Raw genomic sequence first — 25,161 nt, 5'->3', positions numbered from 1 at the left:
AGACATATTCAGGAGGATTTGTGACCTTACGCGCGACACTTCTCGGCATTGCCGCCCTGTTGTTGGGGGCGGGCAGTTTGAACCTGGGTATGGGGCTGCAGGCCTCGCTTCTGGGGGTGCGCGCCGGTATCGAGAATTTCCCGACGCTGCTGATCGGTCTTGTCATGTCGGCCTATTATGCCGGTTTCGTTCTGGGCAGCCTTTATGCGCCGGGCGTTGTGGCGCGGGTTGGGCATATCCGCACCTTCTCGGCCTTCGCCTCGCTGGCGTCGGCGGCGGCCATCTGCCACGCGGTGTTTGTGGACCCGCTGAGCTGGATACTTTTTCGTGCGCTCACGGGTTTTTGTTTCGCAGCCCTCTGCCTGGTGGCGGAAAGCTGGCTGAATGCGCGCGCCAGCAACCTCAACCGCGGCACTGTGGTGTCGATCTATTTCGTTGTGATGTTGGGTATGACTGCCGCCGGGCAAGCCTTCCTGATGATGGCGCCGCCGGAAGGCTATGACCTGTTCGTTTTCGTCTCGGTTATCATTTCACTGGCGCTGGTGCCCATTGCGCTGACCAGCACGCCAAGCCCGGAAATTTCCGCACCTGACCGCATGAGTTTCCGCAGGCTCTATCAAGTGTCGCCGGTTGGTGCCGTGGGCACGTTTTCAGCCGGGCTGGTCACCGGGGCTTACTGGGGCCTGGGGGCCGTGTTCGCGCAGGCCAAGGGGCTGGTATCGGATGATATCGCTGTGTTCATGACGCTGCTGGTGCTGGGCGGGGTGGTAACCCAGTGGCCGTTCGGGCGCCTGTCGGACCGGATGGACCGCCGGATCGTGATCGGTTTCGTCGCCATCACCATCGCGGTGGTCGGCATTTTGGTATCCACCGATATCCTGCCGGATGACCCGTGGCTATTCATCATGGGTGCGGTGATGGGGGGACTTGTGCTGCCGCTTTACGGCCTTGTGCTGGCCCACACAAACGATCACCTGGAAGCCGAAGATTTTGTGCCCGCAGGCGCGGCCCTTCTGATGCTTTACGGTATGGGCGCTGTGCTGGGGCCGCTTCTGGGCACCTTGGCGATGCGGCTTGTCGGGGCCGGTGGCCTGTTCCTGTATCTGGCTATATCCGCCATTGTGTTGGCCACTTTCACAGCCTACCGCATGACCCAGCGTGCCGCAGTGGATGTCGAGGATACCGAAAGCTTCGTGCCTGTCACCAGCACTACGGCCATGGCCTATGAGCTGGACCCCCGCAGCGAAGATGAGGACGACCAGAGCCCGCAGGAGGACCCGGAAGCCCAGGCTATTCAGATTGCAGACCGGCCCTGACGCCAGGCATTCGCCCGCCTGGCGTGCATTACATTTTGACCGGGTAAATCTTTACGCTACATTAAGGATAAGCATGGGGGCATGCTTTTGGGGCTGGGAGCCAATATGACAGAAGAATCGTTCGACATTGTCGTCTTCGGGGCGACAAGCTTCGTTGGCAAAATCCTGTGCAGCTATATGACGGAACAGTACGGCCTGGGCGGCAGTGTTCGCTGGGCTGTGGCTGGCCGTTCGCGGGTCAAGCTTGAGGCACTTCGTGCCAGTCTCGGCAAGGCCGCCGACAGCCTCGAGCTGATTGTCGCGGACGCCTCGGACGAGGTGGCGCTCAAGGCCATGGTAGCCCGCGCCAAGGTGATCATCTCCACCGTCGGGCCCTATGCCCTGTATGGCGAGCCGCTGGTCAAGGTGTGCGCTGAAACCGGCACCGATTATGTCGACCTCGCGGGGGAGACCCAGTGGATCCGCCGCATGGTCCGGCGCTATGAGGATGTGGCGCAGGCCAGTGGCGCGCGCATTGTTCATTGCTGCGGGTTTGACAGCATCCCAAGTGATCTGGGCGTACATTTCCTGGAGCGCGAGGCCAATGCCAAATTTGGTGCCCCCGCGACCCGCGTGAAGATGGGTGTGAAGGCCATCAAGGGCGGTATGTCAGGCGGCACGGTTGCCAGCCTGATGAATGTCATGAAGGAAGTGGCCAAGGAGCCGGAGCTCAAGAAAGAGCTGGCAGACCCCTACAGCATCTGCCCGCGCGAACACGGCTTCAGCGCACGGCAGCGCAATATCACGGGGGCGAAATTCGACAAGGACCTGGGCCGCTGGCTGGCGCCTTTCATCATGGCTGCCATCAATACCCGTGTGGTTCACCGGACCAACGCGCTGAACGGAAAGGCCTATGGTGCGCATTTCCGCTATGACGAAGCCATGATGATGAAAAGCCGGATGCAGGCCACGGTCGCCACACTCGGCATGGGCATTTTCATGGTACTGGCCGCCATGGCGCCCACACGCTATTTGCTTGAACGCTTCGTGGTGCCCAAGCCGGGTGAGGGGCCATCGCCTGAGGAACAGCTGAACGGCTTTTATGACCTGCGCTTCTTCGGCAAGACAGAGGCGGGCGATGTGATCCGCGCGCGTGTTAAGGGTGATCGTGACCCCGGCTATGGCTCGACGGCGAAGATGCTGGCGCAGGCCGGCATCTGCCTGGCGCAGGACATAGCGAAACCAGACCTCAAGGGCGGTTTCTGGACCCCGGCAACGGCCTTGGGCGACAAGCTGATCGACCGGCTTGAAAAGCATGCGGGCCTTGTGTTTGCGCTGGACGACTGATGACCGCCGCCTGTGCGACATTTCGCCGGTTGGGTGCGCGGGCGCGGGCCTTCACAATGGGCTTCCAAACCTGGGAGAGAACCATGAGTGTATCCGCTGCTGACCTGCCGAAATCAAGCGCCCTGTGGGCCCATTTCAAACAGGGCGATTTTATCGATTGTTACCGCGCCACCGCTGTGCCTGTGGATATGGAGATGGAAGAGGCCGTGCGCACGGCCATCGCCTATATGCCGCCGTGGGTGCAGGCGCTTATGGACCTCCGGAACAGGATTGTCGGCCCTTTGGGGCTGAAGGCCGGGAAGCACAGCCGGAATGAGGCCGAGGCGGAAGCGGGCGCCCTTGAATTGGACGCCGATGGCGAGCGCATCGTCTTTACCGTGCGGGAGCGCCTGAAGGACGAGATTATCCTTGGCGAGGATGACCGCCACCTGGATTTCCGGGTGACAGTCTACCGCACGCCTGTGGCCTGGTACGTTGCCACATGGGTCCATCCCCATGCCTGGTATGGCTGGCTGTATCTTTATACGATTTTGCCGTTTCACAAGGCCATCATGCGACTGTCCGCGAAACGGCTGGAGAAGGCCGCGCATCCTCCGGCCTAGGCTGTTTGCAGCCTGTTAACGTTTGTGCCCATAGAATACCTGGGCGCATGGGGGTGGTTTGGAGTCGAAATGCGTTTGGTTTGGTTGACCCTGCTGTTTCTTCTAGCAACTGTTCCCGCCGGGGCACAGACATTCAAGCTTGTGACTGAAGAACAGCCCCCGATGAATTTCACGGATCCGGAAACCGGCAGGGTTGTGGGTATTACCACCGAGCTTGTGGAAGCCATCATGGCCAAGGCGGGGTACGAGTATGACCTGTCGGTGCTGCCCTGGAACCGCGCCTACCGCTATGCCCTGAGGGACGCCAATACCTGTATCTTCACCACGGTCCGCACGCCGGGGCGCGAGGACAAATTCAAGTGGGTCGGCCCCCTTTATACCAGCGGCTGGGCCTTTTACCGCCGGGCCGGTGCGGATGTGGCCATTGACAGCGTGGCGGATATCGGTGGCCGCGCGGTCACGGCCACCACGGGCACCATCAATATTTCGGGCATAGCGGACATTCCCGGCATCCAGCTTATTGAGGTGCCGACAGACCAGCGGGCGTTGGTGCTGCTGAACGAAGGCCGGGCGGACCTGTGGGTGTCAGGCGTGTTTACCGCCTTTATCGGGGGTGACCAGGCGGGCGTGGTGCCGGAACTGGCCTTTCTGTGGCGGCCTATCGAGCTTTCCCTGGCCTGCAATATCGCCACAGACGATGAGGCCATCGCCCGGCTGAATGCGGCCAACGAAACGCTTGAACCCCTGCGCCAGAAGCTGAAGGCGCGGCATTATTATTACACCCGCGAACGCACACCAGCCGCCCCGTCGGAATAAGCCTGCTCCTTCTTATATCTTTCGTTTAGACGCCTGTTTGATCACGCATTTGTGGGCTTGCGCCCCCCTTCCCATGACCCTACGGTTGGTCAAAATATTTTGAGGGGATACAATATGCAATTCAGGGACATGGGAAAGGCGGCTGCCGTCGGTGCCGTTCTTGCCTTCAGTGCGTCGGCGACCGCCAGCGAGACACCAGAAAAATGGGATGTGAACAACCCGCCGGTCACCGGCGAGGCCAAGGAAGTCACGGTTGATACGGTTGAGGGCACATGGATGAGCCTGGATGTCAGCCCGGACGGCAAGATGATTGCCTTTGACCTGTTGGGCGACATTTATGTGATGCCGGCGTCTGGCGGCAAGGCCAAGGTGATCGCGTCCGGTGTGGCGTGGGACATGCAGCCGCGCTTCTCGCCGGACGGCCAGGAAATCGCCTTCACCAGCGACCGCGCGGGCGGCGACAATATCTGGGTGATGAAGGCCGACGGCTCAGAGCCGCGCCAGATCACCAAGGAAAGTTTTCGCCTGATGAATAACCCGACCTGGAGCCCGGACGGCACCTATATCGCGGCCCGGAAGCATTTCACCACGCGGCGCTCGCTCGGCACTGGGGAAATCTGGCTCTATCACGCGTCGGGCAAGGCGTCCGGCGGCTTGCAGGTGGTGAAGCGCCCGAATGAGGCGTTCCAGAAGGAACTGGGCGAACCCATGTTCAGCCCGGACGGCGAGAGCCTCTATTACACCATGAATGTCACGCCCGGGAACACCTTCCTCTATGCACAGGACAGCAACACGGAAGTGTTCCAGATCAAGAAGATATCGCTTGAGGACGGCACAGTTGAAACGGCAGTGGGCGGCCCCGGTGGGGCCGTGCGGCCCGCGCCGTCGCCCGACGGGTCGAAGCTCGCTTTCGTCAAGCGGGTGCGCGCGAAATCCCGCCTGTTCGTCAAGGATTTGGGCACCGGCGAGCTAACCATGCTGGATGATGACCTGGATCATGACATGCAGGAAGGCTGGGCCGTGCATGGGCTTTACCCAAACATGGACTGGACACCGGACAGCCGCGAGATCGTCTATTGGTCGCGCGGCAAAATCTGGCGCATGGATGTGGCGTCAGGCGAGAAAGCCGAAATCCCGTTCCATGTGCAGGATACCCGCACGGTTTACGCGCCCCCGCGCTTCAAGGTGGATGTGGCGCCCGATGTGTTCCGCACCAGAATGGTGCGTTTCGCGACCCCGTCGCCCGACGGCAAGTCGGTGGTGTTTGAAAGCCTGGGCAGCCTCTATATAAAATCCGGTGAGGGTGAAGCACGGAAACTGACCCGCGGTGGCGACTATGGCTTTGAGCTGTCGCCCATCTGGTCGCCGGACGGCAAGACCATCTATTTCATCACCTGGGACGACGAAAAGCTGGGCAGCATCCAGCGCGTCAGTGCGCGCGGCGGCAAGCCGAAGGCAGTGCTGAGTGAGCCTGGCCACTATGCCGATCTGGCCATCAATGACGCGGGCGATACGCTGCTGTACCGCAAGCGCGGGGGTGGGTATCTCTTGGACGACACCCATGATGAAGGGCAGGGCGTATACCGCATGCCTGCCAAGGGTGGTACGCCACAGCTGGTCACCAAGGAAGGCGACGCGCCGGCGTTCGGCCCGGACGGCCGCATCCTGGTACAGAGGGGCACTGCGCTTGTCAGCCTGACAGCAGACGGCTATGACGCCCGCACCATCGCCAGCGCCAAATATGCGTCTGACCTGCGCCTGAACAAATCCGGCAGCCACATTATCTGGCGCGAAAACTATCACGTTTATATGGCGCCTGTGCCTGCGACCGGGCAGGAGATTTCCCTGACCCCGTCGGGTGGCAGTGTGCCGGTGGCAAAGCTGACCCGTGACGGCGGCACTTATATTGGCTGGGCGGACGATGACACCGCCTATTGGTCCATCGGGCCGGTGATGAAGCGGGTGGATGTGGCCGACGCCTTCGGGGCGGACTTCAAGGCGCCGGAAGGCGGGCTTGACCTGTCCCAGGAAGTCACGGCGGCGAAACCTGAGGGCATGACGGCCATCACGAATGCCCGTATCGTTACCATGGAAGGGGACGAGGTCGTTGAAGGCGGCACCATCCTGATTGACGGTAACCGCATCCAGGCCCTGGGCGCTGACGTTGCAGTGCCTGAAGGTGCAACCGTGATCGATGCTTCTGGCAAGACCATCCTGCCGGGCTTCATTGATATCCACGCCCACGGGCCTTATGGCAGCGGTGAGATCGTGCCGCAGCAGAACTGGTCACAGATGGGGCATCTGGCCTTTGGTGTCACCACCACGCATGACCCGTCAAGCCGCGCGACACTGGTGTTTGCCGCCAGTGAATATCAGCAGGCGGGCAAGATTGTCGCGCCGCGGACATTCTCAACGGCTGAGATCGTTTACGGTGCCAAGTCCAGCTACTGGGCGCCGGTGGATGAGATCAACGACGCGCTTGCCCACGCCCGCCGCCTGAAGGCGCAGGGGGCCATCAGCATCAAGAACTATAACCAGCCCCGCCGCGACCAGCGCCAGCAGGTGGTGGAAGCCGGGCGTCAGCTGGGCCTCAATGTGGTGGCCGAAGGTGGATCGCTTTATCACCAGGACATGAACCTGATTGTGGACGGTAACACGGGCGTTGAGCACACGCTGCCGAACCAGCATATCTATGGTGACGTGCTGCAGTTCTGGCCGCAGACCGAGGTGGGCTTCACGCCGACGCTGGTGGTGGCCTTTGGCGGCATCGGCGGCGAAAACTATTGGTACAAGCATCTGGACGTGTGGAAGCATCCGCGCCTCAGCCACTTCGTGCCGCCCACCGTGTTGCAGCCGCGGTCCGTGAGGCGTGAGGTCGCGCCGGAGGAAGACTATGGCGACGGCCTAAATGCAGCCTTCGCCAAGCAGCTGATGGAACGTGGTGTCAGTGTGCACACCGGCGCACACGGGCAGCGTGAGGGCTTCGGCACCCATTGGGAGCTCTGGAGCTTCGTGCGTGGCGGCATGACGCCGATGCAGGCGCTCAAGACCGCGACCATCAACCCGGCGCGCTATATGGGTATGGACGCTGACATCGGCAGCCTGAAGGCCGGCAAGCTGGCGGACCTCTTGATCATCGACGGCGATCCGCTCGCTGACATCAAGGACAGCGACAAGCTGACCCATGTCATGCTCAATGGGCGGCTATACCGCGCCGATACACTCGCGGAAGAAGCGACGGGCGATTTCGCGCCCAAGCCTTTCTACTGGGCGGATAGGCCAGAGAGCGATATCCGTTGAACGATATCCGCCAAGGGCTTTGGGCTAATTGGGAACAGGGAGGCTTCGGCCTCCCTTTTTCATGGGGGTTACCCCTGCAGGCTGGGGAAGAAGCGGTCCATCACCGCGTGGGTTTTGTCCACCTCGCCTTGAATCCAGCTGGCGAATTCCTTGTATTTGTCCGTCTCGGCGAATTCGTAGGAGCACACAAGCCAGTCTGACGGCTTGACCGCATAGGGCCGCCCGAGCGGCACAAGGAAGCCGTTTTCCACGTCTTGCTCGTAAAGGAGCGCGCGCCCCAGCGCCACGCCAAGCCCGCTCATGGCCGCTTGCAGCGCCAGGTCTGTGCGGTCGAAACGGCTGACGGGGTCAACCGTCTGGGTGAAATCTTTCTCGAACTCGACAAACTCGCGCCAGCCGAAGGGAATGGGGTCCACTTCTGTGGCGTGGTCCATCAAGATGTCATGCTCCACCGTCCAGGGATTGGCGGGATCGATACCCTTTTCCTTGACATAAGACGGGCTGGCAACCGCCTGCATGATGGACGTGCCCAATTTCACGCACCTCAGGCCCGGGTAGGGGCCGATGCCGTAACGAATGGCCACATCGGCCTCGCCGCGGGTGAAATCCACCAGCCGCGTCTGCGCCTGCACCGAAAGGCTGAGCCCGGCGGCACGGGCCTGCATCAGGCGCGGCACCATCCATTTCATCGCCAGCGACGGCGGCACCGATACGCGGATGGCGTTGGTGTGGCGCGCCTGCAGGATACGGTCCAGCGCGTCTTCAAGGTCATGCACGCTCGAGAATGCAGCCCGGCACAGGATTTCCCCGGCATGAGTGAACTTCAGTGACCGGGTCGTGCGTTCAAACAGCTGCATGCCCAGCATGTCCTCAATCGCTCGCACCCGGTGGCTCACCGCGGTCTGGTGCACGCCCAGTAGTTCGGCGGCTTTGGTGAAGTTCAGTTCCTGGTGCAGCGCCGCCAGGAAGGGGCTGGCCTGTACCAATTTGATCAAACGGCTATTCATGAACACATCTCATAATTTCAAGAGAAAAATATATCTTAAAAAATGGTCGAAAGCCACAGATATAATAATCCGTACGAGGATAAGGAGAAAATACAATGTCTACAAGCCATGAGTATAAGTCGAGGCTCCAGGCCTTTGGGCTGTTGGCCGTTCTGGCGGTGCTGTTCCTCCTGAGCGAACCGTCAAACGCCCAGACGCAGGTCTTTTATGTGAATGCGGACCGCAACATTGAAAAGGGCCAGGAAGCCATGAATGAGGGCGACTATGACCGCGCCGTTCGCTACCTGAGGAAAGCTGCCCAGAGGGACCTCGCGAGCGAGCATATGGCGATTGTTCAGAACAGCCTGTGTGCGTCGCTGTTCCTGAAGGGTTCTTATGAAGAAGCCACGTCTGCCTGCTCAAGCGCGATTGCCGAAGATGCGCGTTACTGGAAAGCCTATGTCAACCGCGGGCATGCCCGGAAGGCGCTGGGTGACGCCAGCGGTGCCCTTGCTGACTATTGCCAGGCCCATGCCCTGAGCCCGAGCCACGTCACCGGACCATTCCGATCCCAGTGTGAAGGGTAACGATACCTATACCCCTCACGTCTTGCGGGCTGACCGACGAACCCCCGGTCAGCCCGCTTTTTTATGCCCTGTTCAGGCTTGCCGCCCGCAGCCTTCCCTGCGTAGAATGCGACCCAGGATGGCCACGGGGGACAAGCGCTTGGTGCGGCTCGATAAACTTCTGAACACGGATGATTTCCGCAAGGCGGCAAAGCGCAAGCTGCCGGCTCCCATGCTCCATTATCTGGACGGCGGGGCAGACGATGAATGGACGCTCGCTGATAACACCGATGCCTTCACCCGCTACCCGCTGTTGCCGGAGTATCTCAAGGACCTGAGCGTGGTGGATACCACCACCCGCGTGCTGGGGACTGAGCTGAAGGCCCCGCTGATCCTGTCACCCACCGGCATGAACCGCCTGTTCCATCACGAGCGCGAACCGGCGGTGGCGCGGGCGGCGGCGCGTCACGGGCTGATGTACAGCCTCTCAACCCTTGGGACCACCAGCATGGAAGATGTGGCGGCAGCATCGGGTGGGCCGAAGATGTTCCAGATTTACATCCACAAGGACCGCGGCCTGACCATGGAGTTTGTCGCGCGCGCCAAGGCCGCGGGCTATGACGCCCTGTGCCTGACGGTGGACATGGTGGCGGGCGGTAACCGGGAGCGCGACCTGCGCACCGGCTTCCTGATGCCGCCGAAGCTGACGCTATCCAGTCTATCAAGCTTCATCACCCACCCGGGCTGGACCTTCAACCTCTTGCGCAACAGTGATTTCCGGCTGGCCAATGTGGCCCACAGGCAGGATGCGCTGGCGGGTGGCGCCATGGGCGTGATCGGTTATGTGAACAGCCAGTTCGATCATAGCGTGACATGGGATGATGCAGCAAAGGTGATCGAAGCCTGGGGCGGGCCGTTTGCCATCAAGGGTATCCTGTCCCCCGCCGATGCCGTGCGCGCCCGCGACGTTGGCGCAAGTGCGGTGATGATATCAAACCATGGCGGCCGGCAGCTGGATGGGGCCGCAGCCCCCATTGACTGTGTGGCGCCGATGCGTGACGCGGTGGGCGCTGACATGGAGCTGATCGTGGACGGCGGCGTCCGGCGCGGCAATCATGTGGTGAAGGCGCTGGCGCTGGGGGCCAATGCTGTATCGTTTGGGCGGCCCTACCTTTACGCCCTGGCGGCGGCGGGCGAAGCGGGCGTGGACCGCATGCTGGGCCAGATGGTGGATGAAATCCGCCGCTCCATGGCGCTGTCGGGTTGCGCTACTGTTGCCGCCGCCGGCAGGCACCTTTTGGCGCCCGAAAGGCCAGCAGTTTACCAAAAGTGAACTTTACCCGTGCATACTTGAGCGCACGACCGAGCTGAGGTGCAAATGCGATCAAGTCGACTGTGGTGCATTCTGGGATTGACGACGCTGGTGTCAGCCAGCGTGATGGCCGCCGACCTGCGGCTGATCACCGAAGAAAATGCCCCGGTCAATTACCGCGACCCGGAAAGCGGGAAAATTGCAGGCGCGGCGCATCTGCTGGTGGAGGAGATGCTCAGGCGGGCGGATGTCAGCGCCACGTTCGAGCTGCTACCGTGGCAACGCGGGTTCCGTGACGCCTCAACCACCCCCAATGTCTGCCTGTACGGCATGAACCGCACACCGGAACGGGAAACGATGTTCGAATGGGTCGGCCCGCTGTTTCACAGTGGCTGGGGCTTTTTTGGATATGACCAGACTATTGCCCTTTCAAACCTGGATGACCTGGGCGAGCATACAGTTGTTTCCAAAGTGGGCGACGCTGTGACCATAGCGCTTATGCGCGACAGGCCGGAAACCCGCAATATCACTGTTGAAGATGACGTGGCAGCCATACGCCTGATGCGCCATGGTCGTGGTGACCTGTGGCTGACCGGTATTGTCAACGCCCGCAGTAACGCCGAGCTGGCGGGTCTGCCCATGCCGGACATGAAGCTGATGTGGAAGCGGTCTGTTATCTATTTGGGGTGCGGCAGGGGAACAAAGCCAGAGGTGCTGGCACGGATGCGAGCCATCCTTCCGGGCCTGACGGACTATAGAGACCGCCTGGCCGCAGAACATTGGGGGGACTGGACCCTTGAAGGCAAACCCTGACCGCCTACCTTTGATATGACGCGTTTACTGTACTCCGGTGGGCGTTACCTGTAAGCTAGCCGCAACGCAAACCAGAAAGCCAAGCCGCATGACATCAGTTGCAATGAGCCGGGATTATTCACTGGGTGAGGAAGTTACCCACGCTATCAGCCATGGGGTGGCGGCGGTAGCGGCCATCGTGGGGCTCGTCTTTCTGGTCATGAAGGCGGCTGCAGTGGGTGGTGCGCTGGAGATCACAGCGGTGGCCCTCTATGCGGGCTGCATGATCTTCATGTTCACGGCCTCGACGCTCTATCACAGCCTGTTCCAAACCAAAGCGCGCGACTTTTTCAAGATGCTGGATCATTCGGCCATCTATTTCAAGATCGCCGGCACCTACACGCCTTTCGCCCTGGTGACGCTGCCGATCTCACTCGGGGCCTGGGTGGCAGCGGGTGCCTGGAGCGCGGCGCTTCTGGGCACAGTGCTGAAGGCGCGGGCCTATGTGAAGAAATCCGCCAAGAATTTCAGCCCGGTCTCATTGGGGCTTTACCTGGCCATGGGCTGGGCGGCTGTGTTGATGATGGGCGAACTGTCTGACCGGCTGCCGGGCGCCGCCATCTGGTGGATCATCGCGGGCGGGCTGGCTTACACGCTGGGCGCCATTTTCTATGCGCTCAAGAAGGTGCCCTATACCCACGCGGTGTGGCACCTGTTTGTGGTGGCGGGCGCGGCCTGCCACTTCATCGCCATTTACCTGTATGTGATTTAAGCGGCGTCGGCCCGCCGGATAAAATCCGGTTCCTGTCCTGAGTTTCCGGGCCAAATTCGGTCGCCTGTCTGGCACGATGGGACTATGCCTGAATATCGGCAAGGGGAGGATATCATGAATCCATTGAAATCAATTTTTACAGCTGGCGCGCTTCTTTTGGTTGCTGCCTGCGGGCAAGGGCCGGACGCGACGGAAAGCGCAGACCGCGTGTTCACCCACGGCCAGGTCTGGACAGGCGGGGACGCCGCTGGCGTGGACGCAGAAGCCTTCGCCGTCAAGGACGGCAGAATTTTGGCCGTGGGTGCTTCCACCGATATGGCCGCTTACATCGATGACGGCACAGAGGTGGTTGACCTTCAGGGCGCTTTCGTGGTGCCCGGCCTGATCGACAATCACGTTCACTTCTTTGAAGGCTCTTTCACGCTCACACAAGTACAGCTCAGGGATGCCGCGACGCCCGAAGAATTCACCCGCCGGATCGCAGAGGCTGCAGCCAAGGCGCCTGCGGGCACCTGGGTGCTGGGCGGCAACTGGGACCATGAGCTGTGGGGCGGGGAGCTGCCCGACCGCGCCTGGATCGATGAAGTGACAGGCGATGTGCCGGTATCGGTGAACCGCCTGGACGGCCATATGGTGCTGGCGAACTCAAAAGCACTGGAACTGGCGGGTATTGACGCATCAACGCCGGACCCGGAAGGCGGGGTGATTGTGCGCGACGCGGATGGCCGCCCCACGGGCGTGCTGAAGGACGCGGCTATGTTCATGATGGACAAGGCGGTGCCCAAGCCGTCTGACGCGCGCATGGAGGAAGTCTTTAAAATGGGCATGGCCTATGCCGCCCAAATGGGCGTCACGCAGGTTCATGACATGGCCTACAATTATCGCTCGCTTGAGACCTACCGCCGCCTGAAGGACAGGGATGAACTGGCGCTCAGGATCTATGCCTTCACGCCGCTCGAGGAATGGCAGAGCATGCAGGGCTATGTGGCCGAGCACGGCCGGGGCGACGACATGCTGCGCTGGGGCGGCTTGAAGGGCTTTGTGGATGGGGCGCTTGGCTCCACCACAGCCTGGATGTATGAACCCTATGCCGACGCGCCCGAGACCAGCGGCTTTCCGCTTCTGTCGATGAACGAGCTGCAGAACCGGGTGTTCGGCGGCGCGCACGCGGGCCTCCATGTGACGGTGCACGGCATCGGTTTTCAGGCCAACGACAAACTGTTGGATATTTTCGAGAATGTCGCCGCGCGGGTGGACCGCACGGACCTGCGTTTCCGCATCGAGCATGCCCAGCACCTGACCGAAAGCGCCATCAAGCGGTTCAGTGAGCTGGATGTGACAGCTTCCATGCACCCGTACCACCTGATTGACGATGGCCGTTGGGCTGTAAAGCGCCTGGGCGAGGACCGGCTGAAAGGTACTTATGCGATTGGCTCTGTGATGCGCGCGGGTGGCCGGGTGACCTTCGGGTCTGACTGGCCGGTGGCGCCCCTGGACCCGATCATGGGCATTTATGCTGCCGTGACCCGCCAAACGCTTGACGGCGCCAACCCGGACGGCTGGATCCCCGATGAGAAGATCAGCGTGCTTGAGGCGCTGCGGGCCTATACGGTCAATAATGCTTATGCTGGCTATCAGGAAGACAAGCTGGGGCTCATTAAGCCCGGCTATCTGGCGGATTTTGTGGTGCTGAGCGACAATCTGTTCGCCATCGACCCGGTGGCCATCAAGGATGTCAGCGTGCTCCGGACCGCCATTGGCGGGGTGGACCGCTACCGGGCGGAAGACTAGCCCCGGAACGAGAAAGAGGCACCCTCAATGGGGTGCCTCTCCCGCCTGAGATCGCTACCGGGTGCTGGCTGTCAGCGCCACAGGTTGGCGACGTTGGTCTCCTGAAGGGTGGCTTCGCGCTCTGACCAGTGCGGGAAGAAATTATAGCCCGTCTGGTCCTGGATCGCCTGAATCGTGGTGAGAGACTCTTTGTAGGCGTTGAAATCCAGCTTCTTGTTCTCAAGCACAAAGGCGATGGAGCGCCGTCTGGTGGTGTCGAACACGATCTTGTAGAAGGCGTCTGGAATCTGCACCTTGGTCTCACCCGATGAGCTGTCCATGAAGCGTTTCTCCGCACCGTCTTTATAGATTGGCCCGGTAATCACGATCAGGCTGGTGCCTGGGCGGGTTGCGGCCCAGTTGCGCACGACGCTCTCCAGCTTGCGCCAGGCGCCGCGGTTGAAGCCGATGCCCACCTGCGGTGCCATGTTGGTCAGGTAAAAGCTTTCCATCATGACCTCGTCGCTGCGCTTCATGTCGCCTGCCGGGGCCTGGTGCCCGCGGTCAAAGCCGCTGCCCTTATAGTCCGGCAGCGTGGCCCGGGTTTCGACATTCATACGCACAAGGTCGGGGTCCGCCTGAAACTTGGCGTCGTCCCGGTCGGCCGTGCCCTTGAGGTTTTCAGGGTTCAGGACCTCCACCACCCAGTCCGGGTTGCGGGTTTGTGGGTTGAAGCGGGCCACATAGGCTTCGCGGCACAGGGTGATCATGCCCGTCAGGTCCCCCATGTCTTCCGGCGCCCAGGCCATGATGGGAGAGGCGTCGCAGTCCACGTGCGAGACAGTGGCTTCGGCATCGGGTGCGGTGGCTGGGGTTGCTGCAGCCGCTTCAGCCGCCGGGGCGGTGGCAGGTGTCTCTGTGTCCTGTGCCCAGACGGGGCCGCCCCCGATCAGGGCGGCCAGCAGAAGGGGTGCGCCGCCCTTAAAGAGCCGCGCGCTGCTCACTTGCGGTCTCCGTCGACTTCGGCTGGGGGAGGGGTCGAGCTAGGGGGCTTGGACATGGATTTGCCCATGGCATAGCCCGCGCCGGAGATGCCAAGAAGCACCAGCACATTGCCCGGAATATCAACGAACGTACCGGCTTCGATGCTCAGCGCCAGGAAAAGCCCGGCGATGACGAAGGTGAAAATCAGGAACTGGAACCGGGACAGGCTGGCTTTGGTTTTACCCACCAGAAGCTGCGTGATGTCGATCTTGCCGACCCAGATTTTATAGAGAACGGTGCCGGCGAAGCCGAGCAGGATGAGGCTGAGAACCCCGAAGGTGACAAGGCTGATAAGTTCCGGCCCTTTGAGTGCGCTATCCATGAAAAGTCTCCCCTATTAGACTAGGCGCCTGTTGGCATAAGTGTGTTTTCCGAAAAGATAGATGCCATTACTGCCGGCAAGTAAGGTGACCACCGTGTCGTCCACGTCAGGCAGGCTTGTTGCACCGGTCCCCAGCAGCGAAAAGCCCTGGAAGGCGTAGTAGGCAACGGCGGCGATGGAGGCGAGGAACAGCTGGGCCCGTTCGGGCGCATAATCGCCCTGATGCTCATGCGACATGGCGTCTGTCAGGGCAATATCACCCTGCAGCATTTTCACGACGACAGTCGCGAGCATAAGCGCAAGCCAGATCTGGAGGCCCCAGTTCAGCCAATCATGAAGTGCCATGATCTTCTCCCCTTGCGCGCAATAGTATCGCAAAAAGTTTATTCGCAAAACTATAAAGAGATTAGGTGGCTGGCGTTTGGTTGCATCGCCGCATCGACCGGGTTTGGCTGTGGCTGGCTTTGGAAACCTTCTGTGCGTGGGCACGATTGTGCTATACTCATCTGCTCCCCCATACCTCCATGCCCATATGGGGACTGATTTGACCCGCATTATGGAGGACCATCATGTCTATCGCCCCCCGTCTCCAGCGCTTTATGGAGAAGAATGGCATTGATTATGAAATCATGCCCCACGACAGGGAAGTCGTTGCATCAAAGATTGCCCAGGCTGCTCATATCTCAGGGAACGCCATGGCGAAAGGTGTGCTGCTCAAATCCGACCACGGCTATATGATGGCGGTGGTGCCCGCGTCTCACCATGTAGACCTGCAGACACTGAGCCACCGGGCGCATGAACGGCTCGGGCTTGCCACCGAAGCCGAAGCCTGCAGCATTTTCGATGACTGCGATGCAGGAGCCGTACCGGCTTGCGGCAGCGCATACGGTATGCCCATGATCATCGACACGAGCCTCGACGACCAGGACGAGCTGTATCTGGAAGCTGGTGACCACCGTAATCTGTTGCATATCGACAGGCAGGCGTTTGCCAAGCTGACGGCGGATTCCGAGCACGCCCGGATTTCCCGCCCGCACTAGCTGAAGGGACAAACCGGGGACCCAGAAGAATATAACGGGTGGTACTTTGCCGCGCACCACCCGTTTGCCTGAGGGTATTCTGTCTGCCGTCCGGTTTCTTACCGGCCAAATCCTTACCGGCCAGAAGCAGCGGTTGCCGTTTGCGGCAGGTTGCGCACCGGGCCCAGTTCCTGCCAGAAGTCGGCGCCCGCCACTTCCCGCAAACGCCACTGGTAAGGGAGCGCATCCCACGGCGCGCATTCAGGGAAGCGGATGTCGCACACGATGGTGCCATCTGAGGTCTCGATCGTCAGCACCGCATGATACTGGTTTTCTTCCGTATAGGCGGTGGCGATCAGGAACGACCCGCTATATTCAGGGTAACGGCCACGCAGGATACGGCGCATGGTCAGCGCAAAATCTTCACAGTCGCCAGGGCCAACATCGGTCCGGCTTTGCCAGACATCAGTGCCGTTTTCTTCTTCAGGGATCACCAGCGCTTTGGTTTCGGCCTGCGCTGTGGCGATTTCCGCCAGCATGTCTTCTGTCGCCGGCAGTTTGCATTCCTGTGGGTTGCGCACGCAAAACTCGGCAAAAGCAATCGGGGTAGCGGTTTTCTCGCCAGTGGGCATGGCGGTGTTTGGTGCCAGAGCATTCGTTGAAGCAATTGGGCCAAAGCCTTCGCCGGCGCCCATGCAGGCAGCCAGGGGAAGTGCAAAACAAAGAATAAGCAGCTTTTTGAACACGATACTTCATCCTATCAAACAACAGTTTGTCCATCGCCGGTAAGCCGGCTTAAGTTCTTTTGCCTGATGGAAGTCCGGGGGTCATGAATGTGTCCCGGTCTGCGATTTCCTACTGCCTTGGTGGGCAGTGCCTGAAAGAATCGCAAATAATTCGATACAGAAACTCTGCCAAATGCGTGTTCGTCGCAATATTTTGTCCGATTTTAGCGAAAAATAGCGTAAAAAATGGATGATTTTTCAGGGCTTTCATGGTCTTTGCTGCAAATAAACAGAAAATATCGGTAAATTTTTCTGCGCTGTGAAATCCTGAGTGTTTAATGCGGCTTATGCAGCATTTGCTTGTTGGAAACTGCGACTTGTTTTTGCTACTTTGCGCCGGTTCTGAGTGAAAGGCGCATTGGGCAAAGCATGAAATCGGCCTCAAAAAAAATTATCAGCAACCAGTCGGATGTTCATGAAAATCTGGTTTCCGTGGTGAAAAAGCACCTCGAATCAGAATTCAGGAAGCCGGTGGCCGATCATACACGCCGGGCCTTTGATGCGGTCTGCGCCCGGCTGGATGATGCGCCGAAGCGCCCGCTTATCCTGGATGCCTGTTGCGGTGCGGGTGACAGCAGCCGGGCTCTGGCGGCACAGTATGAAGATCACTGGGTGGTTGGCATCGACAAGTCTGAAAGCCGGATCATGCGCGAACGTCCCACCTTGTTTCGAGACAATCTGGTGCTGATGCGGGCCGATCTGACGGATTTCTACCGCCTGGCGGTGGCGGCTGGCTGGCGCCTGGCGCGGCATTATGTGCTTTACCCGAACCCATACCCGAAATCAGTGCACCTGAAGCGTCGTTGGCACGCCTCGCCCGTGTTCCCCGATATGCTCAAGCTGGGCGGCGTGTTCGAGATGCGCTCGAACTGGCGGCTGTATCTGGAGGAATTTGCCGTGGCGCTCGAGGTGGCGGGCCACACGGGCGAGGTAGCGGCATTTGACGCGCCTGAGCCGCTGACCGCGTTCGAACGCAAATACCGTGACAGCGGCCAGCCCCTTTACCGGCTGACCGCTGATCTCTCGAAGGTCAGTCTTTAAGCGCCATGGGCCCCATGGCAGCCTCATTTACCTGCCCGTCATATTTATAGACAGTGCCGTCTTTCATAACGAAATCAACGCGGGACAGCAGGTTGATGTGCCTGAGCACGTCGCCTTTCACCCCGATGATATCGGCATATTTGCCTGCTGATATAGTGCCCTGTTTATCAGACACCCCCATCATCACGGCGGGCCAATAGGTGGCCGCGCGGATGGTGTCCATGGGCGCAATGTCCATCACATTCACCCACACGTCCATTTCGTTCCAGGTACTCTGGCAGTGGAATTTCATCGGGATGCCGCTGTCGGTGCCCACAAGGAACACGAGGCCCGTTTCCCTGAGCTGGGCAATCTTGCGCTTGAGTGTCGGGCGGCGGAGCGGCGTCAGCTGGGTGTAGCCAAGCTGGCCGGGGTTCTGGATGGACCCTTTAATGTCTGCGATGGTGTCGGCTTTCAGGCCGCGATGCCAGCAGTTGCTGTCCAGTTTTTCCGGGTTGTCGACCGTATGCTGGAAGTTCCACAGGCCTTCTACAGTGGGTGTCCAGTATAAGGGCCCACCCGCCACACGCCCGGTGGCGGTGCGCTCTTTCAGCTTTTCCACCACATCCGCCGGATATTCGGGGGCGGTCGTGAGGCCCGTATGTTCGAAATTGTCGACGCCGATCTCAAGCCCGCGGCGGATCTCGTTCGGGCGGTGCGAATGGGCCACCACCTTCATGCCGTACCGGTGCGCTTCATCGACAATCGTCTGGGCGACGGCGAGCGGCATCTTGTCCTGGTCGATCAGCTTGACGATTTCCATGCCGGCGTCGGCCAGCGTTTTCACCTTCTTCTTTGCCTCAGCAACGGTTTTCACGCCCCAGCGGAAGGCTTCGGTGCCGGGGTAGGGCTCGTCCTGCAGGAAGGGGCCGGATGTGAACAGCCGCGGACCGGGCGTCTCGCCAGCATTGATCCGGGCCTTGACGGAAACGGAAGCGTCGAGCGGCGCGCCGAGGTCCCGCGCGGATGTCACACCAGCCAGCAACAGCTGCGCGGCACTCGCGGGCATGATCTCGTCGGCCAGCCGGTTGATATAGGCCTTGTCCCAATGCTCATAATCGGCGTGGCCGTTCAGCATCAGGTGGGCGTGGCTTTCCCACAGGCCGGGCAGCAGGTCCATGCCGTCCGTGGACACGACAGTATAGCCGTCCGGCACCGGCAGCGTATCCACGGTGCCCACCCGTTCCACCACGCCGTCGTTGATCAGGATAACGCTGTTGGCGATAGGCCGGTGTCCGAAGCCATCAATCAGGCGTCCGCCCACAAGGGCTGTTTGCTCCGCCTGGGCACCGGCGGCCAGAAGCGCGCCTGCAAGCGCGGCTTTGATGAAATGCTTGAGCATAAGTGTCCCTCCCATGTTTTTCTAAACTTAAGATGGCACAGATGCCAGCCAAGTCCATGGCCTGACACAGATGTGATGGGGGGACCGCGTCGGGGTGTTCGTGCCGCAACCGGTCGGGCGGCTCACCCCATAGGGCGGCGTTGACATCCAATCAATGCCGCCACGATGGTTTTCTTTCCCTTGCCGGTGGCGCGGTTCGCCGGAAATGAAGCTAAGGGTATGCGGAAGAGGCAGCCCTTAAGCTGCCCAATCCAGGATCACTTTGCCGGACTGGCCCGAACACATCACGTCGAAGCCCTTCTGGAAATCGTCCACGCCAAAGCGGTGGGTCAGGATCGGGCTCATATCGAGGCCGCTTTCCAGCATGGCGATCATCTTGTACCAGGTCTCGAACATCCGGCGCCCGTAGATGCCGTGGATTTCAAGGCCCTTGAAGATCACATGGTTCCAGTTGATGCCGGAGCCTTCTGGCAGGATGCCCAGAAGCGCGACCTTGCCGCCGTGGTTGATGGTCTCCAGCATGTTGCCGAACGCCTGCGGCACGCCTGACATTTCAAGCCCCACGTCGAAGCCTTCGGTCATGTGAAGTGCGGCCATGGTGTCCTTGAGGCTGTCCTTGGTGACATTCACGGCCTTGGTGGCGCCCATCTGGCGTGCCAGATCCAGCCGGAAGTCATTAACGTCCGTGATCACGATATTGCGCGCGCCCACCTTGCGGGCGATGGCAACGGCCATGATGCCGATCGGGCCTGCGCCGGTGATCAGCACGTCTTCGCCCACCAGGTCGAACGAAAGCGCTGTGTGGGTTGCGTTGCCAAGCGGATCGAGGATCGCGCCCAGCTCATCCGACACGCCTTCAGGCAGTGGGCAGATGTTCACGGCGGGGACCGAGATATATTCCGCGAACGCACCCGGGCGGTTGACGCCGATGCCTTCGGTGTTCCTACACAGGTGGCGCTGGCCGGCACGGCAGTTGCGGCAGTGACCGCACGTGATGTGGCCTTCGGCCGAGACGCGCTGGCCGATCTGGAGGCCCTTGACCTCCGATCCGAGCTCAACAATCTCGCCTGCGAATTCGTGGCCCACATGCATGCCTACCGGAATGGTCTGGGATGCCCATTGGTCCCATTTATAGATATGCACGTCGGTGCCGCAGATGGCGGTTTTCTTTACCTTCACCAGAACGTCATTGTGGCCGACTTCCGGCATTGGCACGTCTTCCATCCAGATGCCGGTTTCGGCTTTTGCTTTGACGAGCGCTTTCATGATTTTGTCCCTCACATGTGCCCGAATATTCGGTCTGTTGTCTTAGCTGATAATGCCCAGTTCGCGGCCGATCTTGCCAAAGGCTTCAACGGCGCGGTCGATCTGCTCTGGCGTGTGGCCGGCAGACATCTGGGTGCGGATGCGGGCCTGTCCCTTCGGTACCACCGGGAAGGAGAAGCCGATCACGAAGATGCCTTCACCCAGAAGCTTGTCGGCCATCTCGGCGGCCAGCTTGGCGTCGCCCAGCATCACTGGGATGATCGGGTGGTCGGCGCCCGCGAGCGTGAAGCCCAGTTTTTCCATGCCGTCACGGAAACGCTTGGAGTTGGCGTGCACCCGGTCGCGCAGCTGAGACCCTTCCTCTAGGATTTCAAGAACCTTGATCGAGGTTGCCGCAATCACCGGCGCCAGCGTGTTGGAGAACAGGTAAGGGCGCGAGCGTTGGCGCAGCCAGTCGACGATCTCGGCGGATGCCGCCGTATAGCCGCCCGACGCGCCGCCGAGCGCCTTGCCGAGCGTACCAGTGATGATATGCACCCGGTCTTGCACGCCGAAATGCTCGGGCGTGCCGGCGCCGGTTTCGCCGATGAAACCAACAGCGTGGCTGTCGTCCACCATCACCATGGCGTCGTATTTTTCGGCCAGGTCACAGATGGCGGGCAGGTTCGCCAATATGCCGTCCATCGAGAAGACACCGTCGGTGGCGATCAGGCGGAAGCGCGCGTCCTGCGCGTCCTTCAGGCACTGCTCCAGCTCGGCCATGTCATTGTTGGCATAGCGGAAGCGCTTGGCCTTGCAAAGCCGCACACCATCAATGATGGAGGCATGGTTGAGCGCGTCGGAGATGATCGCGTCCTCTGGCCCAAGAAGCGTCTCGAAAAGGCCAGCATTGGCGTCGAAACAGCTTGGGTAGAGAATGACATCTTCCATCTTGAGGAATTTCGAGAGCTTGCCTTCAAGCGCCTTGTGGACATCCTGCGTGCCGCAGATGAAGCGCACGGACGACATGCCGTAGCCGTGGTCATCCAGCGCCTTCTTGGCGGTGTCCACCAGGATATGGTCATTCGACAGGCCGAGGTAATTGTTGGCGCAGAAGTTGATGAAGTCTGTGTCGCCACTGCCTTCAACATGCACGCTAGCCTGCTGCGGCGTGGTGATGACTCGCTCTTTCTTATAAAGGCCCGCCTCTTTCACGTCTGCCAACTGTTCCTGAAGATACGCTGTATAGCGATCAGTCATGCCCAATTCCCTTCTGAAGTACACTCGTCATGCTGAACTTGTTTCAGCATCCATGTCTCAACTTAATGTCGTCTCCAACGGACTAGCCAATGGACCCTGAAACGAGTTCAGGGTGACGGCTCTTATGTCGCTCGTCAAAATTCGATATACTAGATACACTGTTCAATATATTGGTCAATAGCCAATATATTCCGTGATACTGCGCTTTCAGGGCGCCAATACCAGCATCAGGGCGCGCGCGGGTGTTTGCCCTTTATTTTCAATAAAGTGCGGCACGTCGGCCTGGTAGCGTGCCGTGTCGCCCGCTTCAAAATGCTGCACGCAGGCGCCGATGCGGACGCTCAGCGCACCTTCAAGCACCGTCAGATGCTCTGTGGTGCCGCTGGCGTGCCCTTCTGATTCGAGGCAGCCTTCGGCCTCCAGCCGCATATCATACCATTCTGTCTTGCTGACCAGGTCAATGGGCCCCAGGATGCGCAGTGTACATTTGCCGTCAGCGCTTTGTATCTCTGGCGTCTGGTAGGCTTTTACCACTTCGATTTCGGGGGCGCTGGTTTCTTCTTCCTGCGGCGTATCCAGGAGACTCGCAAGGTCAATCCCCAGCGATTGGGTCAGGCTCCACAGCGTCCCGAGCGTCGGGTTCGTCAGGCCTCGTTCGATCTGCGACAGCATGGATTTGGACACGCCCGACCGTTTGGCAAGCCCGTCGAGTGTCAGCTTCTCGCGGCTTCTCAGCGCCTTGATTTTCTGGCCCACATCGGGCGGGGAGTTGCGTGTCATGATCTTGTCCTTATCGACCTTTTGTTCACTATATTGAATTTTTTCGCTTGATCCAGCGGGAAATGTGCCGGCGCTTGATCTCTGTCAAACGGCGGTGGTGCATTTGCCGCTAAGGAATGAGAGCGTTCCGAAAACCGATCAGGAAGAATTAGGATGACAGCGGATCACTCGACCGAGGCCTATAAGGCCTATTTCCTTGGCCCCAAGGCTGAGAACGAAACCTGGGTGCGTTCCGAGTTCCAGTCGATACTGGAGCATTGGTTCCAGTGGCGGAAGGACCTGTTCCCCACTGACGTCCCGGTTTCCGAAAAAGCTGAGCGCCGTACGCCAGCTTACCTTGAAGCGCGGGAGCGGATCATCGCGGGGCTTGAGGATCTGACCGACCTTCTGGACGGTGAGGTGCCCAAATTCACGCCGCGCTATATCGGCCATATGGTGTCGGAGCTGACGCTGCCTGCGCTGATGGGCCATTTCGCGATGATCCTGCACAACCCCAACAACACCAGCCGCGACTCGTCGAAGATCGGCTCCAGGATCGAGGTGGAGGTGATTGCCATGCTCGCCGAAATGCTGGGGTTCGACCCCGAGCGCGCCACGGGCCATATCACCGGTGGCGGCACGGTCGCGAATTTCGAGGCTGTCTGGCGCGCGCGTTTCCGGCAGGATCACTGGCTCAGCCTGCTGCTGTATCTGGCGGAAGAACGCGGGGTGACGCTTGACCTGTTCGCGGGTGCCCACATGGGCTGGAAACGCTTTGCCGAGCTTTTGGATGCACATGACGTGGTGCTGGATGACCTGCGCGGCTACAGTGGCGTGGCGACAAATCCGTACGCCTTTGGCGAGCGCATGACGCAAGCATTCGGGCAGCCCTATCGCGGGCCTGTTATGCTGGTGCCCGAGAACAAGCATTTCTCCTGGACCAAGGCGACCAATATTTTCGGCTATGGCGAAGATGCCTTCTGGCCCGTGCCGCTGGACGCGCTGGGCAAAATGGATGTGGCGGCACTTGAGGCGCTGATTGACCGGGCCCACAAGGAAGCCCGCCCGATCAGCATGGTGGTTTCCGTGGCGGGCACCACGGAAACGGGCGAGATTGACCCGGTAGATCAGGTGCAGGGCATCCTGAACGGGGCCAATCGCCGGCATGGCTGGGATATCTGGCACCATGTGGACGCGGCCTATGGTGGCTTCCTCTGTAGTCTCTTGCGCGGCAAGCCTTCAACGGTGCTGAGCGTCTCCAACAGTGCCGCGCTGTCGGCGATCGGAGAGGCGCATTCCGTGACCATCGACCCGCACAAGCTGGGCTATGTGCCCTACAGCTGCGGCGCCATCATCACGCGGGATGAGCAAGCCTATGCGGTTTCGAGCTTCAAGGCGCCGTATCTGGAGCGCCAGCTGGAAGTGCCGGACAAATGGTCGACCACCCTGGAGGGCTCGCGCTCGGCCGCGGGTGCGGCGGCCACCTGGCTGACGGGCAAAACCATGGGCTTCGACACCTCGGGCCTTGGCGGCGTGATCGCTGAGACGATCCTGGCCTGCCGCGCGTTCCGGAAACGCATAGTGGCCGAGCTGCCGTTCGTGCGCCCCTTGAGCCCCAGCGAGACCAACATCCTGTGTTATTCGCTGGCGGAAGAGGGCATGAGCCTGAAGGCCGCCAATGCCGCGACCGAAGCCGTATTCGACCGCTTCGTGGCCTGCGCCGATTTTTCGGTCTCGAAAACCACGCTGTCAGGGAAGGCGCACAGCAAGGTGATTGAACGCCACGTGAAAACTTTTGGCGGCAAGATGGATGATGACCGGCTGGTGCTGATCCGCTGTGTGTTCATGAACCCCTTCTGGCGGGAAGAGGCGGTCGCCGACAGGCTGACGACAGATATCATCGCGCATCTCAAGGACTGGTTCCACCCGGCAAGGGCAGCGTGAGCTGACCTCAGGGGCGGTCGCCCGGTATTTGGGGGAAATGCCGGGCCAGTGCGCCGCTTTTTCGGGTGTTGGAAATCCGCTTCTGCACATGGGTGACCAGTGCCTCGGTCTCGGGGCTTTTCCAGCAGGCCAGGTTTTCCTCGAACTCCAGGATGGGGGCTGATGGGTCATAGCGCACGTCTGCTGCAATCTTGAGTTTGTCAAGCGCCAGTGCCGCATCAATACCGTATGCCAGCACCATCTGCACGCGGCCTTGCTCGAGCAGGCGGAAGGCTTCCAGGGTCGACGGTACCTTGGCGTACTTCAGTCGTCTCAGCGCCGGGGCATAAAGCGAGGTGTCGGTGTGGGCGATGGTGTCCACGGCCACCAGTTGGGCGCCGATGGTGCGGGCGTCCGTGGGCGGGATTTCATGAAGTGCAAACATATGTACTGCAATGCGGTTGAAGGGGCCGGCGAGTATCAGGTTGCTGAATTCTTCCTCAGACAGAACGGAATGGGGAATGCGCTTGCCGCCCGGCAGGGTGATGTTGCCGAACAGGCACTGGCTTTCCTGCCGTACCCATTGCATCACGCCACGCTGACCGGGGTAGATGGTGATGGTCAGGTCCGCCGGGGCGCCGTCCAATAACAGTTCCATTAGCTTGTTGTACGGCAGGTCAGCCCCGGCTTTCAGCAGGTCTGGCATTTCCTGTGCCGCAATGGTGATCACAGGCCTTGGCGTGTCGGCAAAGGTCGGCACTGTACACAGCGCACAGGCAATCAGGCTGAGAAACTTCAATAGGATACGCAAAACACTTTCCTTC

23 protein-coding genes are annotated in these 25,161 nt (G+C 60.3%); 13 read left to right on the top strand and 10 right to left on the bottom strand.

The window, feature by feature from the left end; genetic code table 11:
• The first annotated feature begins 20 nt into the window (after positions 1-20).
• From B3Z17_RS15835 to B3Z17_RS15815, 5 genes are all read left to right on the top strand, one after another.
• Positions 21-1,316 (top strand): MFS transporter, encoded by a 1,296-nt coding sequence (locus B3Z17_RS15835; protein WP_286830766.1) that lies wholly within the window; start codon positions 21-23, stop codon positions 1,314-1,316.
• Positions 1,317-1,421: 105 nt separating this feature from the next.
• Entirely contained in the window at positions 1,422-2,642 is a 1,221-nt protein-coding gene (locus tag B3Z17_RS15830; protein WP_286830765.1) for a saccharopine dehydrogenase family protein, read from the top strand.
• Positions 2,643-2,725: 83 nt separating this feature from the next.
• Entirely contained in the window at positions 2,726-3,244 is a 519-nt protein-coding gene (locus tag B3Z17_RS15825; protein WP_286830764.1) for a DUF2867 domain-containing protein, read from the top strand.
• A 69-nt stretch (positions 3,245-3,313) separates the two neighbouring features.
• Complete coding sequence (locus B3Z17_RS15820; protein WP_286830763.1) at positions 3,314-4,060, top strand: substrate-binding periplasmic protein; 747 nt, start codon at positions 3,314-3,316, stop codon at positions 4,058-4,060.
• 114 nt (positions 4,061-4,174) lie between these two features.
• Entirely contained in the window at positions 4,175-7,360 is a 3,186-nt protein-coding gene (locus tag B3Z17_RS15815) for an amidohydrolase family protein (RefSeq protein WP_286830762.1), read from the top strand.
• A gap of 68 nt (positions 7,361-7,428) precedes the next feature.
• On the opposite strand, the gene B3Z17_RS15810 is transcribed toward B3Z17_RS15815, so the two are convergent.
• Positions 7,429-8,367 carry a LysR family transcriptional regulator gene (locus tag B3Z17_RS15810; RefSeq protein WP_068307728.1) on the bottom strand — a complete coding sequence of 313 codons (939 nt, stop codon included), beginning with the start codon at positions 8,365-8,367 and terminating at the stop codon, positions 7,429-7,431.
• 95 nt (positions 8,368-8,462) lie between these two features.
• On the opposite strand from B3Z17_RS15810, the gene B3Z17_RS15805 reads away from it, so the two are divergent.
• From B3Z17_RS15805 to B3Z17_RS15785, 5 genes are all read left to right on the top strand, one after another.
• Entirely contained in the window at positions 8,463-8,933 is a 471-nt protein-coding gene (locus tag B3Z17_RS15805; RefSeq protein ID WP_286830761.1) for a hypothetical protein, read from the top strand.
• A gap of 142 nt (positions 8,934-9,075) precedes the next feature.
• Entirely contained in the window at positions 9,076-10,245 is a 1,170-nt protein-coding gene (locus tag B3Z17_RS15800) for an alpha-hydroxy acid oxidase (protein ID WP_286830760.1), read from the top strand.
• A 45-nt stretch (positions 10,246-10,290) separates the two neighbouring features.
• Entirely contained in the window at positions 10,291-11,037 is a 747-nt protein-coding gene (locus tag B3Z17_RS15795; RefSeq protein ID WP_286830759.1) for a substrate-binding periplasmic protein, read from the top strand.
• Between the two features lie 88 nt (positions 11,038-11,125).
• Positions 11,126-11,788 (top strand): PAQR family membrane homeostasis protein TrhA, encoded by a 663-nt coding sequence (gene trhA, locus B3Z17_RS15790; RefSeq protein ID WP_286830758.1) that lies wholly within the window; start codon positions 11,126-11,128, stop codon positions 11,786-11,788.
• Between the two features lie 114 nt (positions 11,789-11,902).
• Complete coding sequence (locus B3Z17_RS15785; RefSeq protein WP_286830757.1) at positions 11,903-13,579, top strand: amidohydrolase; 1,677 nt, start codon at positions 11,903-11,905, stop codon at positions 13,577-13,579.
• Positions 13,580-13,650: 71 nt separating this feature from the next.
• On the opposite strand, the gene B3Z17_RS15780 is transcribed toward B3Z17_RS15785, so the two are convergent.
• The 3 genes from B3Z17_RS15780 to B3Z17_RS15770 are packed head-to-tail and all read right to left on the bottom strand — an operon-like array spanning position 13,651 to position 15,269.
• Positions 13,651-14,562: a DNA/RNA non-specific endonuclease gene (locus tag B3Z17_RS15780; protein WP_286830756.1), complete on the bottom strand. Its 912-nt coding sequence runs from the start codon at positions 14,560-14,562 to the stop codon at positions 13,651-13,653.
• The gene (locus tag B3Z17_RS15775; RefSeq protein ID WP_286830755.1) at positions 14,559-14,924 is read right to left on the bottom strand and encodes a hypothetical protein; all 366 of its coding nucleotides are present in this window, start codon (positions 14,922-14,924) and stop codon (positions 14,559-14,561) included. The genes B3Z17_RS15780 and B3Z17_RS15775 overlap by 4 nt, the downstream gene beginning before the upstream one ends.
• Positions 14,925-14,939: 15 nt before the next feature.
• Positions 14,940-15,269, bottom strand: coding sequence for a hypothetical protein (locus tag B3Z17_RS15770; RefSeq protein WP_286830754.1), 330 nt, complete (start codon positions 15,267-15,269; stop codon positions 14,940-14,942).
• Between the two features lie 224 nt (positions 15,270-15,493).
• On the opposite strand from B3Z17_RS15770, the gene B3Z17_RS15765 reads away from it, so the two are divergent.
• A complete protein-coding gene (locus B3Z17_RS15765) occupies positions 15,494-15,964 on the top strand; it encodes an aminoacyl-tRNA deacylase (protein WP_068307709.1) in 471 nt (156 codons plus the stop codon).
• A gap of 113 nt (positions 15,965-16,077) precedes the next feature.
• On the opposite strand, the gene B3Z17_RS15760 is transcribed toward B3Z17_RS15765, so the two are convergent.
• Positions 16,078-16,689, bottom strand: coding sequence for a transglutaminase-like cysteine peptidase (locus B3Z17_RS15760; RefSeq protein WP_286830753.1), 612 nt, complete (start codon positions 16,687-16,689; stop codon positions 16,078-16,080).
• A gap of 408 nt (positions 16,690-17,097) precedes the next feature.
• Here B3Z17_RS15760 and trmB point away from each other — a divergent pair, with 408 nt between their 5' ends.
• Entirely contained in the window at positions 17,098-17,769 is a 672-nt protein-coding gene (trmB, locus tag B3Z17_RS15755; RefSeq protein WP_286830752.1) for a tRNA (guanine(46)-N(7))-methyltransferase TrmB, read from the top strand.
• Here the strand turns inward: trmB and B3Z17_RS15750 are convergent.
• From B3Z17_RS15750 to B3Z17_RS15735, 4 genes are all read right to left on the bottom strand, one after another.
• The gene (locus B3Z17_RS15750; RefSeq protein ID WP_286830751.1) at positions 17,759-19,150 is read right to left on the bottom strand and encodes an amidohydrolase family protein; all 1,392 of its coding nucleotides are present in this window, start codon (positions 19,148-19,150) and stop codon (positions 17,759-17,761) included. The two genes, trmB and B3Z17_RS15750, sit on opposite strands and share 11 nt — an antisense overlap.
• Positions 19,151-19,387: 237 nt before the next feature.
• Positions 19,388-20,416 (bottom strand): L-threonine 3-dehydrogenase, encoded by a 1,029-nt coding sequence (tdh, locus tag B3Z17_RS15745; protein ID WP_286830750.1) that lies wholly within the window; start codon positions 20,414-20,416, stop codon positions 19,388-19,390.
• Positions 20,417-20,458: 42 nt separating this feature from the next.
• The gene (locus B3Z17_RS15740; RefSeq protein ID WP_286830749.1) at positions 20,459-21,655 is read right to left on the bottom strand and encodes a glycine C-acetyltransferase; all 1,197 of its coding nucleotides are present in this window, start codon (positions 21,653-21,655) and stop codon (positions 20,459-20,461) included.
• A gap of 207 nt (positions 21,656-21,862) precedes the next feature.
• Positions 21,863-22,435, bottom strand: a complete 573-nt coding sequence (locus B3Z17_RS15735; RefSeq protein WP_286830748.1) for a helix-turn-helix domain-containing protein — start codon at positions 22,433-22,435, stop codon at positions 21,863-21,865.
• Positions 22,436-22,588: 153 nt separating this feature from the next.
• Here B3Z17_RS15735 and B3Z17_RS15730 point away from each other — a divergent pair, with 153 nt between their 5' ends.
• Positions 22,589-24,358, top strand: coding sequence for a pyridoxal phosphate-dependent decarboxylase family protein (locus tag B3Z17_RS15730; protein ID WP_068307690.1), 1,770 nt, complete (start codon positions 22,589-22,591; stop codon positions 24,356-24,358).
• 7 nt (positions 24,359-24,365) lie between these two features.
• On the opposite strand, the gene B3Z17_RS15725 is transcribed toward B3Z17_RS15730, so the two are convergent.
• Entirely contained in the window at positions 24,366-25,148 is a 783-nt protein-coding gene (locus B3Z17_RS15725; protein WP_286830747.1) for a hypothetical protein, read from the bottom strand.
• Positions 25,149-25,161: the final 13 nt, after the last annotated feature.

It is taken from the genome of Kordiimonas sp. UBA4487 (assembly GCF_002389025.1).
GTDB classification, from domain to species: domain Bacteria; phylum Pseudomonadota; class Alphaproteobacteria; order Sphingomonadales; family Kordiimonadaceae; genus Kordiimonas; species Kordiimonas lacus.
Note: the sequence above shows the minus strand (reverse complement) of the source record. Positions and strands in the feature narration are given on the sequence as shown.

Bases quoted from the DNA above. Each gene is read 5' to 3' on its own strand.
- B3Z17_RS15830 (WP_286830765.1), top strand. From the start codon at position 1,422: ATGACAGAAGAATCGTTCGACATTGTCGTCTTCGGGGCGACAAGCTTC.
- B3Z17_RS15825 (WP_286830764.1), top strand. From the start codon at position 2,726: ATGAGTGTATCCGCTGCTGACCTGCCGAAATCAAGCGCCCTGTGGGCC.
- B3Z17_RS15820 (WP_286830763.1), top strand. From the start codon at position 3,314: ATGCGTTTGGTTTGGTTGACCCTGCTGTTTCTTCTAGCAACTGTTCCC.
- B3Z17_RS15815 (WP_286830762.1), top strand. From the start codon at position 4,175: ATGCAATTCAGGGACATGGGAAAGGCGGCTGCCGTCGGTGCCGTTCTT.
- B3Z17_RS15810 (WP_068307728.1), bottom strand. From the start codon at position 8,367: ATGAATAGCCGTTTGATCAAATTGGTACAGGCCAGCCCCTTCCTGGCG.
- B3Z17_RS15805 (WP_286830761.1), top strand. From the start codon at position 8,463: ATGTCTACAAGCCATGAGTATAAGTCGAGGCTCCAGGCCTTTGGGCTG.
- B3Z17_RS15795 (WP_286830759.1), top strand. From the start codon at position 10,291: ATGCGATCAAGTCGACTGTGGTGCATTCTGGGATTGACGACGCTGGTG.
- trhA (WP_286830758.1), top strand. From the start codon at position 11,126: ATGACATCAGTTGCAATGAGCCGGGATTATTCACTGGGTGAGGAAGTT.
- B3Z17_RS15785 (WP_286830757.1), top strand. From the start codon at position 11,903: ATGAATCCATTGAAATCAATTTTTACAGCTGGCGCGCTTCTTTTGGTT.
- B3Z17_RS15775 (WP_286830755.1), bottom strand. From the start codon at position 14,924: ATGGATAGCGCACTCAAAGGGCCGGAACTTATCAGCCTTGTCACCTTC.
- B3Z17_RS15770 (WP_286830754.1), bottom strand. From the start codon at position 15,269: ATGGCACTTCATGATTGGCTGAACTGGGGCCTCCAGATCTGGCTTGCG.
- B3Z17_RS15765 (WP_068307709.1), top strand. From the start codon at position 15,494: ATGTCTATCGCCCCCCGTCTCCAGCGCTTTATGGAGAAGAATGGCATT.
- trmB (WP_286830752.1), top strand. From the start codon at position 17,098: ATGAAATCGGCCTCAAAAAAAATTATCAGCAACCAGTCGGATGTTCAT.
- B3Z17_RS15750 (WP_286830751.1), bottom strand. From the start codon at position 19,150: ATGCTCAAGCATTTCATCAAAGCCGCGCTTGCAGGCGCGCTTCTGGCC.
- tdh (WP_286830750.1), bottom strand. From the start codon at position 20,416: ATGAAAGCGCTCGTCAAAGCAAAAGCCGAAACCGGCATCTGGATGGAA.
- B3Z17_RS15740 (WP_286830749.1), bottom strand. From the start codon at position 21,655: ATGACTGATCGCTATACAGCGTATCTTCAGGAACAGTTGGCAGACGTG.
- B3Z17_RS15735 (WP_286830748.1), bottom strand. From the start codon at position 22,435: ATGACACGCAACTCCCCGCCCGATGTGGGCCAGAAAATCAAGGCGCTG.
- B3Z17_RS15730 (WP_068307690.1), top strand. From the start codon at position 22,589: ATGACAGCGGATCACTCGACCGAGGCCTATAAGGCCTATTTCCTTGGC.